Genomic DNA, 13,192 nt, shown 5'->3' on the forward strand with positions numbered 1-13,192 from the left:
CTCAGCCTTCGAAGGGAACGGTGTCCTTGAAGGACGCGCGCTCGGCCAGCTTGTCGTGCAGGCGCGCCAGGTTCGGGTGCGCGCCGCGCCAGTCGATATCGGGGAAGCGGAACGTGAGCCAGCCCAGCGCGCAGCCGACAGCGACGTCGGCCAGGGTGTAGTTCTTGCCCATGCAGAAAGCCCCGTCGCCGAGCTTGTCGGACATCACCTGCAGGCCGGCGCGTACCTTGCCGAGCTGGCGCTCGATCCATTGCGGGCTCTGTTGTTCCTGTGGACGCAGGGTCTTTTCCAGGCGTACCAGCACGGCCGCGTCGAGCACGCCGTCGGCCAGCGCTTCCCACACCTTCACGTCCGCGCGGTCGCGGCCGTTCGGCGGCAGCAGCTTGCAGACCGGCGTCAGGGTATCGAGGTATTCGGAGATCACGCGCGAGTCGTAAATGGCGCTGCCGTCTTCCATCAGCAGGCAGGGCACCTTGCCTAGCGGGTTGGACTGGTGGATCCGGGTGTCGGCGGCCCAGACGTTGTCGAGCTCGAAAGTGTAGTCGAGCTTCTTTTCAGCCATGACGACGCGGACCTTGCGCACATACGGGCTGGTGTTCGAACCGATGAGTTTCATAGATGCTCGGAAAGGGGGAGTTTGATTAGAACCTGTCTCGGTAGGGAAGAGGAAGTTGATGGCGATGCATGGCAAGCGAGAGCAAGGCGTGAGGAGGCCGCATGGCGAGCCATGCAACGACGAACAACGCAGCAATCGCTTGTCAGGCGCGTCAGCAACGACTCTTCCCTGCTGAGATAGGTTCTATAAGTATAACATTGGCCTTGTGCCAAAAAACCGCCGCGCCAGGCGCGTTCGCTGCGTCCGCAACAAGGAGCCTTGCCCGGTCCAATGGTAAAATCCGCGTTTTTGCACGGACGCCCGCCATGACCGCTACCGCCCCACTTTCCTCCCTGTCGGCCCTGTCGCCGCTCGACGGCCGCTATGCCGCCAAGACCGACAAGCTGCGCCCGATCCTGTCCGAAGCCGGCTTCATGCACCATCGCGTGATGGTCGAGATCGCCTGGCTGCAGGCCCTGGCCCAGGCCGGCTTTGCCGAGATCAAGCCCTTCTCGATCGAAGCGAGCACCCACCTCGACGACCTGGCCGCCGGCTTCGACGAAGAGGACGCCGCACGCATCAAGGAAATCGAAGCGGTCACCAACCACGACGTCAAGGCGGTCGAGTACTGGCTCAAGGAGAAAGTAAAAGACGTGCCGGAGCTGGTCGCGGCGTCCGAATTCATCCACTTCGGCTGCACCTCGGAAGACATCAACAACACCAGCCACGGCATGATGCTCAAGGCCGCACGCGATACCGTGCTGCTGCCGGCCCTGCAAGCCATCATCGCCAAGCTGCTTGACATCGCCCACGTGAACGCCGAGCTGCCGATGCTCTCGCGCACCCACGGCCAGACCGCCAGCCCGACGACGCTGGGCAAGGAATTCGCCAACGTGGTCGCGCGCCTGCAGCGCGCCGTGAAGCGCATCGCGGATGTGGAAATCCTCGGCAAGATGAACGGCGCGGTCGGCAACTACAACGCCCACCTGTCGGCCTACCCGGGCTTCGACTGGCCGGCATTCTCGAAGGACGTGATCGAGAACCGGCTTGGCTTAACGTTTAACCCGTACACCATCCAGATCGAGCCGCACGACTACATGGCCGAGATGTTCGACGCCATCGCGCGCGCCAACACCATCCTGCTCGACCTGAACCGCGACATCTGGACCTATGTTTCGCTGGGCTACTTCAAGCAGAAGCTGAAGGCCGGCGAGATCGGTTCGTCGACCATGCCGCATAAAGTCAACCCGATCGACTTCGAGAACTCGGAAGGCAACCTGGGCCTGGCCAACGCGGTGCTGCGCCACATGGCCGAGAAGCTGCCGGTCTCGCGCATGCAGCGCGACCTGACCGATTCGACAGTGCTGCGCAACATCGGCGTCGGCTTCGGCTACGCCCTGCTGGCCTACGACAGCTGCCTGCGCGGCCTGAACAAGCTGGAAGTGAATGCCGCCCGCCTGGAAGCGGACCTGGACGCGAGCTGGGAAGTGCTGGCCGAGCCGGTGCAGACCGTGATGCGCCGCTACGGCATCGAGAACCCGTACGAACAGCTGAAGGAACTCACCCGCGGCAAGGGCATCACCCGCGAAGCGCTGCAGGAATTCATCGGCAAGCTGGCGGTGCCGCAGGAAGCGAAGGACCTGCTGCTGCAAATGACGCCGTCGAACTACACGGGCCTGGCGGCCCAGCTGGCCAAGGCGATCTGAGCCGGCGTACCGGTTTGAAAGCAAAAGCCCGCGTCAGCGATGACGCGGGCTTTTTTCTGTTTGTGGTGCAGGGAAACCTACTGCTGCCACACCAGCTTGACCGCCACCGTGCGCGGAATCTCGGAGCGGTAGGCGATCCCGCCATATTCCGCATGGCTGCCGTTCAGGTTCCTGCCCACGACCGACAGCTCCAGGTTCGGCCGCAGCCGCCAGCCGAAGCGGGCGTCGAGCGCCGTGTACCCGGGCACGGCCGGGCTGTCGAGATCGTCCACCTTGCGCAGCGCCACCTCGAACTCGCGCGCGGCGTCGATGCTGTAGTGCGAGCGCAGCTGCCAGACATGCGAGGGGTCGAGACCGACCCGCTGCAAGCCGCCGACATCGTTGCTGCCCTGCTTCAGGCGCAGGCGCTCGCGCATCGCGGTCAAGCCGCCGGACAGGCGCCAGGCCCTGGTCGCCTGGAAGCTGCCCCACATTTCGACGCCCAGCGCATGCCCTTCCATCAGGTTCGCGAAGCTGACCGCCGTCTGGCTCGGCGCCAGTTCCTGGGTGCGCAGGTGGTCATAGTCGTTGTAGAACAGCGTCGCCGAATACGACAGGCGCGACAGCGGCTGGCCGCGGTAGCCCAGCTCGAAGACCTTGGCCACTTCCGAGCGCACGTTTTCTCCGCCAGCGAGGATGTAGGGCGGGCGGCCAGGGATGTGGGCGTCGGCATCGATGCGCGAGGGCGCCCGCACCGCCCGCGAGGCCGCGGCCCAGAACGCGTGGCCCGGCGTCGCGCTCCACGACAGGCGTGCGCTCGGCAGCAATTCGGCACCGGTATAGGGATTGCGCTCGACGCGTGCGCCGAGGGTGGCGCGCAGCGTCGGCGTAAGCGCGATCTCGTCCTGCGCGAACAGGCTGAGCCAGGTCTGGTTCAGGCGTTCCGGCAGGAAGGCGACATACTGGCTGCTTTCGGTCCTGTCCCAGCTGTAGCGGGCATTCGCGCCCCAGGCGATGCTGTGCGCGCCGGTGGCGGCCAGCGTGTGCTGCAGCTGCAGGTCGACGATGTCGAGCGACTGGGTGAAAGTCGGCGGCACCTGGCGCCGCGTGTAGTCGTAGTAGAGCTGCACGTTGATGTTGCCGCCGTCGGCCAGCGTGTGCACCCATTCGCCAGTAAGGTTCAGCCCGCGGGTGTCCACCGTGTCCAGGCCGGGGTTTTCACCCGAGACGGCGATCGTTCCGGGCGCCGGCTGCTCGAAGGCGCCGCGGTTGGCGTTGCCGATGAAGCTGAAGCGGTCGGCGCCGCGTTCCCAGTCGGCGCGCACACCCACCTGGGCGGCGTGCCAGGCGTCGTCGATCGGGGCGCCGCTGGCCAATTCGGTATGCCCGCGGGCCTGCGCCTTGCCATACACGCGCCAGCTGCGTTCGCCGTTGCGGCCTCCCTGGCGGAAGGCGACGTCGGCGCCGTTGCTGGCGCCGCGCAGCACGGCCAGGCTGCCCTGGGTGTCGCGCGCCGAGCGCGTCGTGATGTTGATGACGCCGTTCACCGCGTTCACGCCCCACAGCGTGCCACCCGGGCCGCTGACCACCTCGATGCGGTCGATGTCTTCGAGCATGACGTCCTGCACGTCCCAGAACACGCCGGAAAACAGCGGCGTGTAGACCGAACGGCCGTCGATCAGCACCAGCAGCTTGTTCGGCGCGCTATTGCCGCCGCCGTTCAGGCCGCGCGCCGTGATGGCATAGCCGGCGCCATTGACCTGGGCCACCTGCAGGTTGGGCGCAAGGCGCAGCGCCTCCGGCAGGCTGGCGGCGCCGGCGCGGCGGATGTCGTCGGCCGTAATGACGAACACGGATGCCGGGGCGTCGAGCAGGCGCTCCGGCTTTTTCGATACCGAGGTGACCTGGATATTGGCCAGCTCCTCGATCGAGAGATCGGCGAACTCGCCCTGAGGCAGGCCAGGAGCGGAGGCGTCGTCCGCCGCGCTAGCGAGGCCCGGCGCAGCCAGGCCCAGCGCGGCGATGCCCACAAGAAGGGCCAAGGCACGCGGACGCGCGGGGAACGATGGGCGGTGCATAGCTTCCTTTGACACAGTGCGACAGGGCCGCGTTTTAATCATGAATTCGCGCTGACCTCGATTTTACATTCTGCGGCTTTGCGGCTGTGCACGTTTAACAAACCATGATAGTGTACAGAAAGAAATAGTGGCCTTTCCAGCACCTTGTAGCCTTTTTTGCTATAGTTTTCTTCCAATAAGTACTAGCCCGGACTATTCATGCAGCGTTACTCTTCCGTCGCCATTGCCCTGCACTGGCTGATCGCCTTGCTGGTTGTCGGCACCTTCACGCTCGGCCTGGTGATGACGGACATCCCCGGCCTGACGCCGACCAAGCTGCGCTATTTTTCCTGGCACAAATGGGCGGGCGTGACAGTGCTGGCGCTGGCTGCGCTGCGCCTCCTGTGGCGTCTGCGCAACCGTCCGCCGGCCTATCCGGACGCGATGCCGGCTTGGCAGCGCAGCGCCGCGCACGCGCTGCACGGCCTCCTGTATGTGCTGATGTTCGCCGTGCCCCTGTCCGGCTACTTCTACAGCCTGGCGGCCGGCGTGCCGGTGGTCTGGTTCGGCGTGTTGCCGCTGCCGGTGCTGATCGAGGCCGATGCTGCCTTGAAACCCGTGCTCGGCGCCCTGCATTACTGGCTCAACATGCTGCTGGCGGCCCTGGTCGCTTTCCACGTGCTGGCCGCGTTCAAGCATTTGCTGTTGGATCGCGACGGCGTGATGCAGCGCATGCTGCCGCTGTCTTCCAAATAAGTTGCAAATGAATTCAACACAAGGAGTCCCAGAGATGAAACCCATCCGCGCCCTGCTGGCCGCCGCCCTGCTCGCCGGCGCCGCTGTTCACGCCGCCCCGCTCAAGACCGACCCGGCGAAAAGCGGTGTCTCGGCCGTGTTCAAGCAGATGAACGTGCCGGTCGAAGCGAAGTTCAAGACCTTCACGGCCCAGATCGACTATGACGCGGCAAAGCCCGAAGCCTCGAAGGCCGCGGTCGACATTGCCACCACCAGCATGGACCTGGGCGACGCTGAGTACAACCGCGAGGTGGCCAAGAAAGAATGGTTCAATACGGCGCAGTTCCCGAAAGCGACTTTCGTATCGACATCGATCAAGCCGGCCGGCGCCGGCAAGCTGAACGTCGCCGGCAAGCTGACGATCAAGGGCAGGACCGCGGACGTCGCCTTCCCGCTCACGGTAAAGACGCAGGGAAAAGAACAGGTTTTCGAAGGGCAGTTGCCGATCCGGCGGTTGGCTTTTAACATCGGCGAAGGCGAGTGGAAAGACACGAGCATGGTCGCCGATGAAGTTGTCATCAAGTTCCGCGTCACCGCGGGCCAATAAGCCGAAAAGTAAGTTGAACCAGTCCGTTGAACAAGTAGATCAACCAACCAGGGAATGTAACCCATGAAACTCAAGTGCCTGATCGCTGCCACGCTGGCCACCAGCGCCAGCTTCGCCTTTGCCGCCGCCGATACCTACCAGATCGAGCCGAACCACACCTACCCGAGCTTCGAAGCCGACCACATGGGCATCTCGGTCTGGCGCGGCAAGTTCACCAAGACCTCGGGCACCATCGTGCTCGACCGCGCGGCGAAGACCGGCAGCGTCGACATCACGGTTGACATGAACAGCGTCGACTTCGGCCATGCAAAGATGAACGAGCACGCACGCAAGCCGGACATCTTCGACGTCGAAAAGTACCCGACCGCGACCTTCAAGGGCGACAAGATCCGCTTCAACGGCGACACCCCGGTGGCGGTCGACGGCCTGTTCACCCTGCATGGCGTGACCAAGCCGCTGACCCTGACGATCAACAAGTTCAAGTGCATCGACCACCCGATGCTCAAGCGCGAAGTCTGCGGCGCCGATGCGTCGGCCACTTTCCAGCGCAGCGACTACGGCGTCAACTTCGGCCTGCCGCGCTTCTCGCCGGAAGTGAAGCTGGCGATCCAGGTCGAGGCAGTCAAGCAGTAAAACGCACCAACGAAAAAGCCCCGCTACCGAAAAGTAGCGGGGCTTTTTACATCACGAAGCGATTACTTGCCGTCGCGATCCGAGTCACCCGGAATCGCGCGCTCGACGCGGTCCCAGGCGGCGCGGCTGGCGACCTTGGCGTGGTCCCAGGACAGGCGCGAATTGCCCTTGGTGCTGTTCCACTCGTCCGACAGGTGGTGCTCGTTCTGGTCAAAGCTGCCCTGGTAGCGGCCCTTGGCGTTGTAGCCCAGCGCGTAGGCCGGCTGGTAGTCGTCATAGGTGTAACCCGGGGTGTAGTGCGACTGGGTCTGGTAGTTGTCGCGCCAGTAGGCATCTTCGTGCGCCGGGTTGACCATGCCGCCGACGCCCTTGCCGGCCATGCCGCCGACCGCAGCGCCCACGCCCGCACCGACGACTGCGCCGATCGGGCCGCCGACGGCGCCGATCGAAGCGCCTGCCGCCGCACCGCCGCCGGCGCCGACGCCCTTGGCCAGGTTATGGTCGTGCAGCTCGTCGCCCGGCTTCGAGTTGATGACTTCGCCCGCGCCCTTGCCCACTGCGCCGCCGGCCAGGCCGCCGATCACGGCGCCGGCAGCCATGCCGACCGGACCGCCGACCGCGCCCACCGAAGCACCGGCTGCCGCGCCGCCCATGCCGCCGACGCCTTGCGCCAGGTTATGGTCGTGCAGCTCGTCGCCCGCTTTCGGGTTGACCACTTCGCCCGCGCCCTTGCCGGCCGCGCCGCCCGCCAGGCCGCCCACGACAGCGCCCGCAGCCATGCCGATCGGGCCGGCAACGGTGCCTGCAGCCGCGCCCAGGGCAGCGCCGGTGCCGGCGCCCACGCCCTTGGCCAGGTGGTGTTCGGGCAGGTCGTCGCCCGCTTTCGGGTTGACCACTTCGCCCACGCCCTTGCCGGCCATGCCGCCGGTCACGGCCCCGATCGCGGCGCCCGCCGCCATGCCGACCGGACCGGCCGCCGCGCCGATGCCGGCGCCAGCCAGTGCGCCGCCGACGGCGCCGACACCGGTGCCGATCACGTGCGAGCCGCCGCTTTCGGTCCACGAACGGTGGATGTGCTGGGCGTCTTCGTCCGAACGGGCGTTCACGCCCATCAGGATGCCGCCGTTCTTGATGCCTTCCTCATAGTGCTTGGCGCGCTCTTCCGGGATGCCGGCGCCGATCAGTGCGCCGATCAGGCCGCCGGTGATGCCGCCCGCGCCGGCGCCGGCCAGGGCCGCTGCCAGGGGGCCGGCGACCACCAGGCCGACGCCCGGCAGGACCAGCGTGGTGCCGACCGCGGCGATACCAGCGAGCACGGCGCCGATGGTGCCGCCGATGCCTGCGCCGATGCCGGCGCCTTCGGCCGCTTTGCTGCCCAGTTCGGTATCGGTGTCGCCGAAGTGGGTCTTGCGGGTCGAATCCGACATCATCAGGTTGACGTCGTCACGGCCATAGCCGCGATCGGAGATCGAGCTATAGGCGCGCTCGGCGCTGGCGCGATCAGGGAACAGGCCGGTGACCATGCGCGACTGCTGGTTGTTCGTCGTGTCGTAGCTCATGATTGATCCTTTCAAGGTTCGTGGTGCAGTGGACTTTGCAACATGGATCGTTGCCAGTTCACGAACAATATGCCTGCCCAGCCATATGCTTCTGTTCGCTGACGCACTCACCTCAGGACATTCCGAGAGGAAAGAAAAACACTGATAAAACAATGGCTTGGAACACGACTGCGCAATTCATCGTCTAACGTTACTTGCCGCACCGACCCACTGTGGCTGGCCTACGTAGACTTTTTCACATGGCCACGGCAATCAATTGGCCTGGGGTAGTCTTTTCACTATGAGGAGGAACTAAAATGCTATTCATCATTTGGATCGTAGTCGGTGGTATCCTGGGTTGGCTCGCCAGCATGGTCATGAAGACCGATGCTGAGCAAGGCATGATTCTGAACGTTGTGGTTGGTATCGTTGGCGCCTTCCTGGGCGGCTGGCTGCTTTCCCCGCTGTTCGGGACGGGCACCATCAATTCGGATGACTTCAGTGTCTCGTCGCTGCTGGTTTCCTTCCTGGGCGCCGTTATCCTGCTGGCCATCGTGAACCTGCTGCGCCGCGGCCGCGTTCGCTAATAAGAGTTGGTAAGTCCCTGATAAACCAACGCTTTCATGCGTTGGTTTTTTTTTGCTTGGAACATCGCATGCGCCCCAGAACCCTCGTCATCATCTTGATCACCAGCATCCTCACCTTGCTGGCGGGCTTTCTAGCCCTCAATTTCATGCCGAGCGAAAAACAGATCGAGACCCAGCTGACGCGCCAGTATGACATCCACGACGCCCAGTTCCGGCGTTCGATGGGCGTGCTGCTCGGTCCACCCATTATCGAGGGCAACAAGGTCGAGGTGCTGCTCAACGGCGACCAGATCTTCCCGGCCATGCTGGAAGCGATCCGCGGCGCGCAAACCAGCATCACCTTTGAAACCTATATCTACTGGTCGGGCACCATCGGCCACGAGTTTTCCCAGGCCCTGGCCGAGCGCGCGCGCGCCGGGGTCAAGGTCCACGTGATGCTCGACTTCATCGGCAGTATCAAGATGGACGACGAATCGATGCAGCAGATGCGCGACGCCGGCGTGCAATTGCAGCGCTACCACAAGCCGGCCTGGTGGAAACTGGCGCGCCTGAACAACCGCACCCACCGCAAGCTCCTGATCGTCGACGGCGTGGTCGGCTTCACAGGCGGCGTCGGCATCGCCGACCAGTGGCGCGGCAACGCCCAGGACGAGGACCACTGGCGCGATACCCATTTCCGCGTCGAGGGCCCGGTGGTGGGGCAGATGCAGGCTGTGTTCACCGACAACTGGACGAAGGCCACCGGCGTCGTGCTTGACGGGCCCGACTATTTCCCGCCGCTCACGCCCAGAGGCCCGATTCCCGCCCAGATGTTCTCGAGCTCGCCCACGGGCGGCAGCGCCAGCATGCACCTGATGTACCTGATGGCGATCACCGCCGCGCGCCAGTCGATCCTGCTGTCGGCCTCCTACTTCGTGCCGGACGAGCTGGCGATCCGCGCCCTGGTCGCCGCGGCGAAGCGTGGCGTCGACGTACGCATCATTACGCCAGGCAAGGAAATCGACTCCGACGTCGTGCGCATCGCCTCGCGCGAACGCTGGGGACCGCTGCTCGAAGCCGGCATCCGGATCGCCGAATACCAGCCAACCATGTACCACGTAAAAGCGCTGATCGTCGACGACATGATGGTCTCGGTCGGCTCGACCAACTTCGACAACCGCTCGTTCAGCATCAACGACGAGGCCAACCTGAACCTGCTCGACCCGGCATTCGCACGCGCCCAGCGCGAAGTCTTCGAGGACGACTGGAAGCGCGCGCGGCCGATCACCCTGCAGGCCTGGCGCCAGCGCCCGTGGACCGAGAAACTGGCCGGCGAAGCGGCCTCGCTGCTGGGAGCGCAACTGTAGTCATCGGTGATGCATCGCGTGCTGTTCTCGCATATAGGCGGCGTGGCGATACCCGTAGGGTGGGTGTCCCGTGCCCACCAGACGGATGAGCAGGCGCGGGGCAGGCTTTCGGTGGGCACGGGGCGCCCACCCTACAGCCGATCCGTTGATTCATCGCCTGATTCATCGCCTGAGCCGCCCGTGTCTTGACAGGCAATTAGTGGTTGACGAGCCAGCCGTAGAGTATCCATACTCCGGGTTGCTCCGCGGAGCCCGACGCATCCGACAACCATCCCTGACACACGCGAATGAAAAAGACTCTCCTCTCGCTCGCCATCCTGACCAGCTTTGCCGCACAAGCGGACGAAGGCATGTGGATGCCGCAGCAGCTGCCACAAGTAGCCCAGCAACTGAAAGCCGCCGGCCTGGAGCTGGACCCGAATACCCTGACCAAGCTGACCGAATTCCCGATGGGCGCCGTTGTGAGCCTGGGCGGCTGCTCGGCCTCCTTCGTGTCGCCGCAGGGCCTGGTCATCACCAACCACCACTGCGTCTACAACAGCGTCGCCGTCAACTCGACCCCCGAGCGCGACCTGCTGGCCAACGGCTTCCTGGCCAAGACCCTGGCCGAGGAAGTGCCGGCCGCCCCGGGCAGCCGCGTCTTCGTGACCGAGGAAGTGACCAACGTCACCGACCAGATCATCGACAAGAAAGTCGCCAAGCTGACCGGCAAGGCCCGCATTGATGCGATCGAGAAGAACCAGAAGGAAATGGTTGCCGCTTGCGAGAAGACCCCGGGCTACCGCTGCACCGTGCCGAGCTACTACGGCGGCCTCGAGTTCTACCGCCTGAAGCAGCTGGAAATCCGCGACGTGCGCCTGGTGCACGCGCCGCCGGCCGGCGTCGGCAAATTCGGTGGCGACACCGACAACTGGATGTGGCCGCGCCACACCGGCGACTACGGTTTCTACCGCGCCTATGTTTCGAAGGACGGCAAGGCTGCCGATTACTCGGCCGACAACGTCCCTTACGTGCCGAAACACTTCCTGAAGGTCGCCACCGAAGGTTCGAAGGAAGGCGATTTCATCATGGTCGCCGGCTACCCTGGCCGCACCAACCGCCACCGCCTGCCGTCGGAAGTGCAGTACACCTTCGACTGGAACTACCCTGCTTTTGTGCAGGCTTCGGGTGAAGTGCTGGCCATTATCGAGCGCGAGACCAAGAACGACCCGGCCGCCAAGCTGAAATACGCCGGCCAGATCGCCAGCGTCAACAACTACTACAAGAACCGCAAGGGCATGCTGACCTCGTACGAGAACAGCGACTTCCTGGCACGCAAGACCGCCGAGCACGCCGCACTGAAGGCCTGGGTCAACAGCGACGCCGCCCGCAAGAAGCAGTTCGGCGCCGACATCGAGACCGCCGAGAAGCTGATCGCCGAGCGCGACGCCCACGCCAAGCAGGGCTTCTACCTGGGCTACGCCCAGCCGCGCTTCCTGAGCTCGGCGCGTACCCTGTACCGCCTGGCCAACGAGCGCACCAAGCCGGACGCCCAGCGCAAGTCGGGCTACCAGGAACGCGACATGGCGCGCCTGACCTCGGTCATCACCGGCCAGGACCGCACCTATGACGAAAAGGTCGACAAGGCCCTGGTCATGAACTTCCTGAGCAAGTACCTGGCCCAGCCGGTTGCCGAGCAGGACAAGGCCTTCAACGACGCCCTGGGCATCCGCGCAGGCATGAGCCAGGACGAGCTGAAGGCCGCCCTGGACAAGGCCTACGCTGGTTCGAAACTGGCCAACAAGGAAGAGCGCACCGCCTGGCTGAAGAAGTCGCCGGCCGAATTCAAGACCAGCAACGACAGCTTCATCAAGGCCGCGGTCGCCATGTATGACGCCGACATGAAGGACGAAGCCAAAGAGGAAGAACTCGCCGGCAAGATCCAGAAAGCCTACTCGGGCTACATGAAAGCAAAAATCGCCTACATGAACAGCAAGGGCCAGGCCGTCTATCCGGACGCCAACAGCACCCTGCGCGTGACCTTCGGCAAGATCATGGGCCGTGACCATGGCGCCGACGGCACCGGTTCCTGGACCGCGTTCACCACCGTCAAGGGCGTGGTTGCGAAGCACACCGGCGAAGGCGAATTCAACGCCCCGGCCGCCCAGCTGGCCGCGATCAAGGCCAAGGACTTCGGCAAGTACGTCGACCCGGCCCTGAAGACGGTGCCGGTCAACTACCTGGCGACCCTCGACATCACCGGCGGCAACTCGGGTTCGGCAGCGCTGAACAAGCGCGGCGAACTGATCGGCCTGGCTTTTGATGGCACCCTGGACTCGATCATCTCGGACTGGGACTTCAACGCCGCCAACACCCGCGACATCCAGGTCGACATCCGCTACATCCTGTGGAACATGAAGCACGTCGACAAGGCGGACAACCTGTTGAAGGAAATGAACGCGCTGTAATTTTCAGTGAACGTTCCGCGAGGGAGGCCAAGGCTTCCCTCGACGCACAAAGCCACGCTGCCGCAAGGCGCGTGGCTTTTTGTTTTCTACCAACTGATATATTGACCAAAAGTAAAATCTATTTAATAATAAATTATCTGCCAGACACCCTGCCACTGCATGTCCTGATCGTGCTGCGCCACTTCGAAACGCTCCTGCTCGCGCCCACCAGAGCGCATCTTCTCGACAGCGTCCGGCAGCTCGCCTATTCTTTCGGCTTCGAATCCTTCGTCTATGGCGATAGCGCGCCCGGTCGCTCGCGCCAGCCCCAGCAGAGCTTTGATGCCACCGACCTCGTTTCAGGGCAGCTCCTCACGGCGTATCCAGAGAGCTGGACCAGGCGCTACATCGAGGCCGGCTACGTCGACGTCGATCCCCTGATTGCCCTGTGCAGCCGCTCTCCGCTGCCGCAGCTCTGGCATCGTCTGGCGCTGCCGGGCGACAGCCGTACCGGCGCGTTCTTCGACGAAGCGCGTCAGCACGGCATCGCGGCAGGCATGACCTGCTCGCTCATTGGCAGCAATGGCGCCCTGTCGCTGCTGAGCCTGACGCTGGAGCGCAACCGCGAGCGCGACCGCCGCGTCGTCGAGCGCCATGTCAGCCAGGGCCACATGCTGATCAGTTACCTGCACGAGAGCGTACGCCGCCTGGACGCGCAGGGCACGGCTGCCCCGGCGCCGGTGCGTCTGACCGCGCGCGAGAAGGAAGTGCTGACCTGGGTCAGCGCCGGCAAGACCTCCTGGGAGATCGCGCGCATCCTGGCGCTCGCCGAAAGGACGGTAGTCTTCCATGTCGACAATGCGATGAAAAAACTCGACACCAGCACCCGCACCCAGGCCGTCGCCAAGGCCTTTTCGCTGGGGCTGATCGCGCCCTGAGCCTTCCCTGCGCCGGCACCTGTAAGGGCTTACAGGTCCCTTCCC

11 protein-coding genes are annotated in these 13,192 nt (G+C 64.4%); 8 read left to right on the forward strand and 3 right to left on the reverse strand.

The genetic code is table 11. The features are described from left to right. Position 1 precedes the first annotated feature (1 nt). Complete coding sequence (locus ACSUZJ_RS23325; RefSeq protein WP_499412023.1) at positions 2-616, reverse strand: glutathione S-transferase C-terminal domain-containing protein; 615 nt, start codon at positions 614-616, stop codon at positions 2-4. A 305-nt stretch (positions 617-921) separates the two neighbouring features. On the opposite strand from ACSUZJ_RS23325, the gene purB reads away from it, so the two are divergent. Beyond that, positions 922-2,301, forward strand: a complete 1,380-nt coding sequence (purB, locus tag ACSUZJ_RS23330) for an adenylosuccinate lyase (RefSeq protein ID WP_499412025.1) — start codon at positions 922-924, stop codon at positions 2,299-2,301. A gap of 77 nt (positions 2,302-2,378) precedes the next feature. Here purB and ACSUZJ_RS23335 read toward each other — a convergent pair whose 3' ends face one another. After that, positions 2,379-4,358 (reverse strand): TOL_0244 family TonB-dependent receptor, encoded by a 1,980-nt coding sequence (locus tag ACSUZJ_RS23335; protein WP_499412026.1) that lies wholly within the window; start codon positions 4,356-4,358, stop codon positions 2,379-2,381. Between the two features lie 198 nt (positions 4,359-4,556). Between ACSUZJ_RS23335 and ACSUZJ_RS23340 the strand changes: the two genes are divergently transcribed. The 3 genes from ACSUZJ_RS23340 to ACSUZJ_RS23350 all read left to right on the forward strand — a co-directional run bounded on the left by ACSUZJ_RS23340 (position 4,557) and on the right by ACSUZJ_RS23350 (position 6,312). Continuing rightward, complete coding sequence (locus tag ACSUZJ_RS23340; protein ID WP_499412027.1) at positions 4,557-5,093, forward strand: cytochrome b; 537 nt, start codon at positions 4,557-4,559, stop codon at positions 5,091-5,093. Between the two features lie 34 nt (positions 5,094-5,127). After that, a complete protein-coding gene (locus tag ACSUZJ_RS23345) occupies positions 5,128-5,679 on the forward strand; it encodes a YceI family protein (RefSeq protein ID WP_499412029.1) in 552 nt (183 codons plus the stop codon). Positions 5,680-5,742: 63 nt separating this feature from the next. Beyond that, positions 5,743-6,312 carry a YceI family protein gene (locus ACSUZJ_RS23350; RefSeq protein WP_499412030.1) on the forward strand — a complete coding sequence of 190 codons (570 nt, stop codon included), beginning with the start codon at positions 5,743-5,745 and terminating at the stop codon, positions 6,310-6,312. A gap of 62 nt (positions 6,313-6,374) precedes the next feature. Here the strand turns inward: ACSUZJ_RS23350 and ACSUZJ_RS23355 are convergent, their stop codons facing one another. Beyond that, positions 6,375-7,871 (reverse strand): hypothetical protein, encoded by a 1,497-nt coding sequence (locus tag ACSUZJ_RS23355; protein WP_499412031.1) that lies wholly within the window; start codon positions 7,869-7,871, stop codon positions 6,375-6,377. A gap of 296 nt (positions 7,872-8,167) precedes the next feature. On the opposite strand from ACSUZJ_RS23355, the gene ACSUZJ_RS23360 reads away from it, so the two are divergent. The 4 genes from ACSUZJ_RS23360 to ACSUZJ_RS23375 all read left to right on the forward strand — a co-directional run bounded on the left by ACSUZJ_RS23360 (position 8,168) and on the right by ACSUZJ_RS23375 (position 13,147). Then, complete coding sequence (locus tag ACSUZJ_RS23360; protein ID WP_036212790.1) at positions 8,168-8,437, forward strand: GlsB/YeaQ/YmgE family stress response membrane protein; 270 nt, start codon at positions 8,168-8,170, stop codon at positions 8,435-8,437. Positions 8,438-8,505: 68 nt separating this feature from the next. After that, complete coding sequence (locus ACSUZJ_RS23365; protein WP_499412032.1) at positions 8,506-9,783, forward strand: phospholipase D-like domain-containing protein; 1,278 nt, start codon at positions 8,506-8,508, stop codon at positions 9,781-9,783. A gap of 287 nt (positions 9,784-10,070) precedes the next feature. After that, entirely contained in the window at positions 10,071-12,230 is a 2,160-nt protein-coding gene (locus ACSUZJ_RS23370) for a S46 family peptidase (protein WP_499412034.1), read from the forward strand. A 101-nt stretch (positions 12,231-12,331) separates the two neighbouring features. Then, positions 12,332-13,147 (forward strand): autoinducer binding domain-containing protein, encoded by an 816-nt coding sequence (locus ACSUZJ_RS23375; protein ID WP_499412035.1) that lies wholly within the window; start codon positions 12,332-12,334, stop codon positions 13,145-13,147. Positions 13,148-13,192 lie beyond the last annotated feature (45 nt).

This window comes from Telluria sp. B2, from assembly GCF_051789535.1.
Lineage (GTDB): Bacteria > Pseudomonadota > Gammaproteobacteria > Burkholderiales > Burkholderiaceae_D > Telluria.

Bases quoted from the DNA above. Each gene is read 5' to 3' on its own strand.
- ACSUZJ_RS23325 (WP_499412023.1), bottom strand. From the start codon at position 616: ATGAAACTCATCGGTTCGAACACCAGCCCGTATGTGCGCAAGGTCCGC.
- purB (WP_499412025.1), top strand. From the start codon at position 922: ATGACCGCTACCGCCCCACTTTCCTCCCTGTCGGCCCTGTCGCCGCTC.
- ACSUZJ_RS23335 (WP_499412026.1), bottom strand. From the start codon at position 4,358: ATGCACCGCCCATCGTTCCCCGCGCGTCCGCGTGCCTTGGCCCTTCTT.
- ACSUZJ_RS23340 (WP_499412027.1), top strand. From the start codon at position 4,557: ATGCAGCGTTACTCTTCCGTCGCCATTGCCCTGCACTGGCTGATCGCC.
- ACSUZJ_RS23345 (WP_499412029.1), top strand. From the start codon at position 5,128: ATGAAACCCATCCGCGCCCTGCTGGCCGCCGCCCTGCTCGCCGGCGCC.
- ACSUZJ_RS23350 (WP_499412030.1), top strand. From the start codon at position 5,743: ATGAAACTCAAGTGCCTGATCGCTGCCACGCTGGCCACCAGCGCCAGC.
- ACSUZJ_RS23355 (WP_499412031.1), bottom strand. From the start codon at position 7,871: ATGAGCTACGACACGACGAACAACCAGCAGTCGCGCATGGTCACCGGC.
- ACSUZJ_RS23360 (WP_036212790.1), top strand. From the start codon at position 8,168: ATGCTATTCATCATTTGGATCGTAGTCGGTGGTATCCTGGGTTGGCTC.
- ACSUZJ_RS23365 (WP_499412032.1), top strand. From the start codon at position 8,506: ATGCGCCCCAGAACCCTCGTCATCATCTTGATCACCAGCATCCTCACC.
- ACSUZJ_RS23370 (WP_499412034.1), top strand. From the start codon at position 10,071: ATGAAAAAGACTCTCCTCTCGCTCGCCATCCTGACCAGCTTTGCCGCA.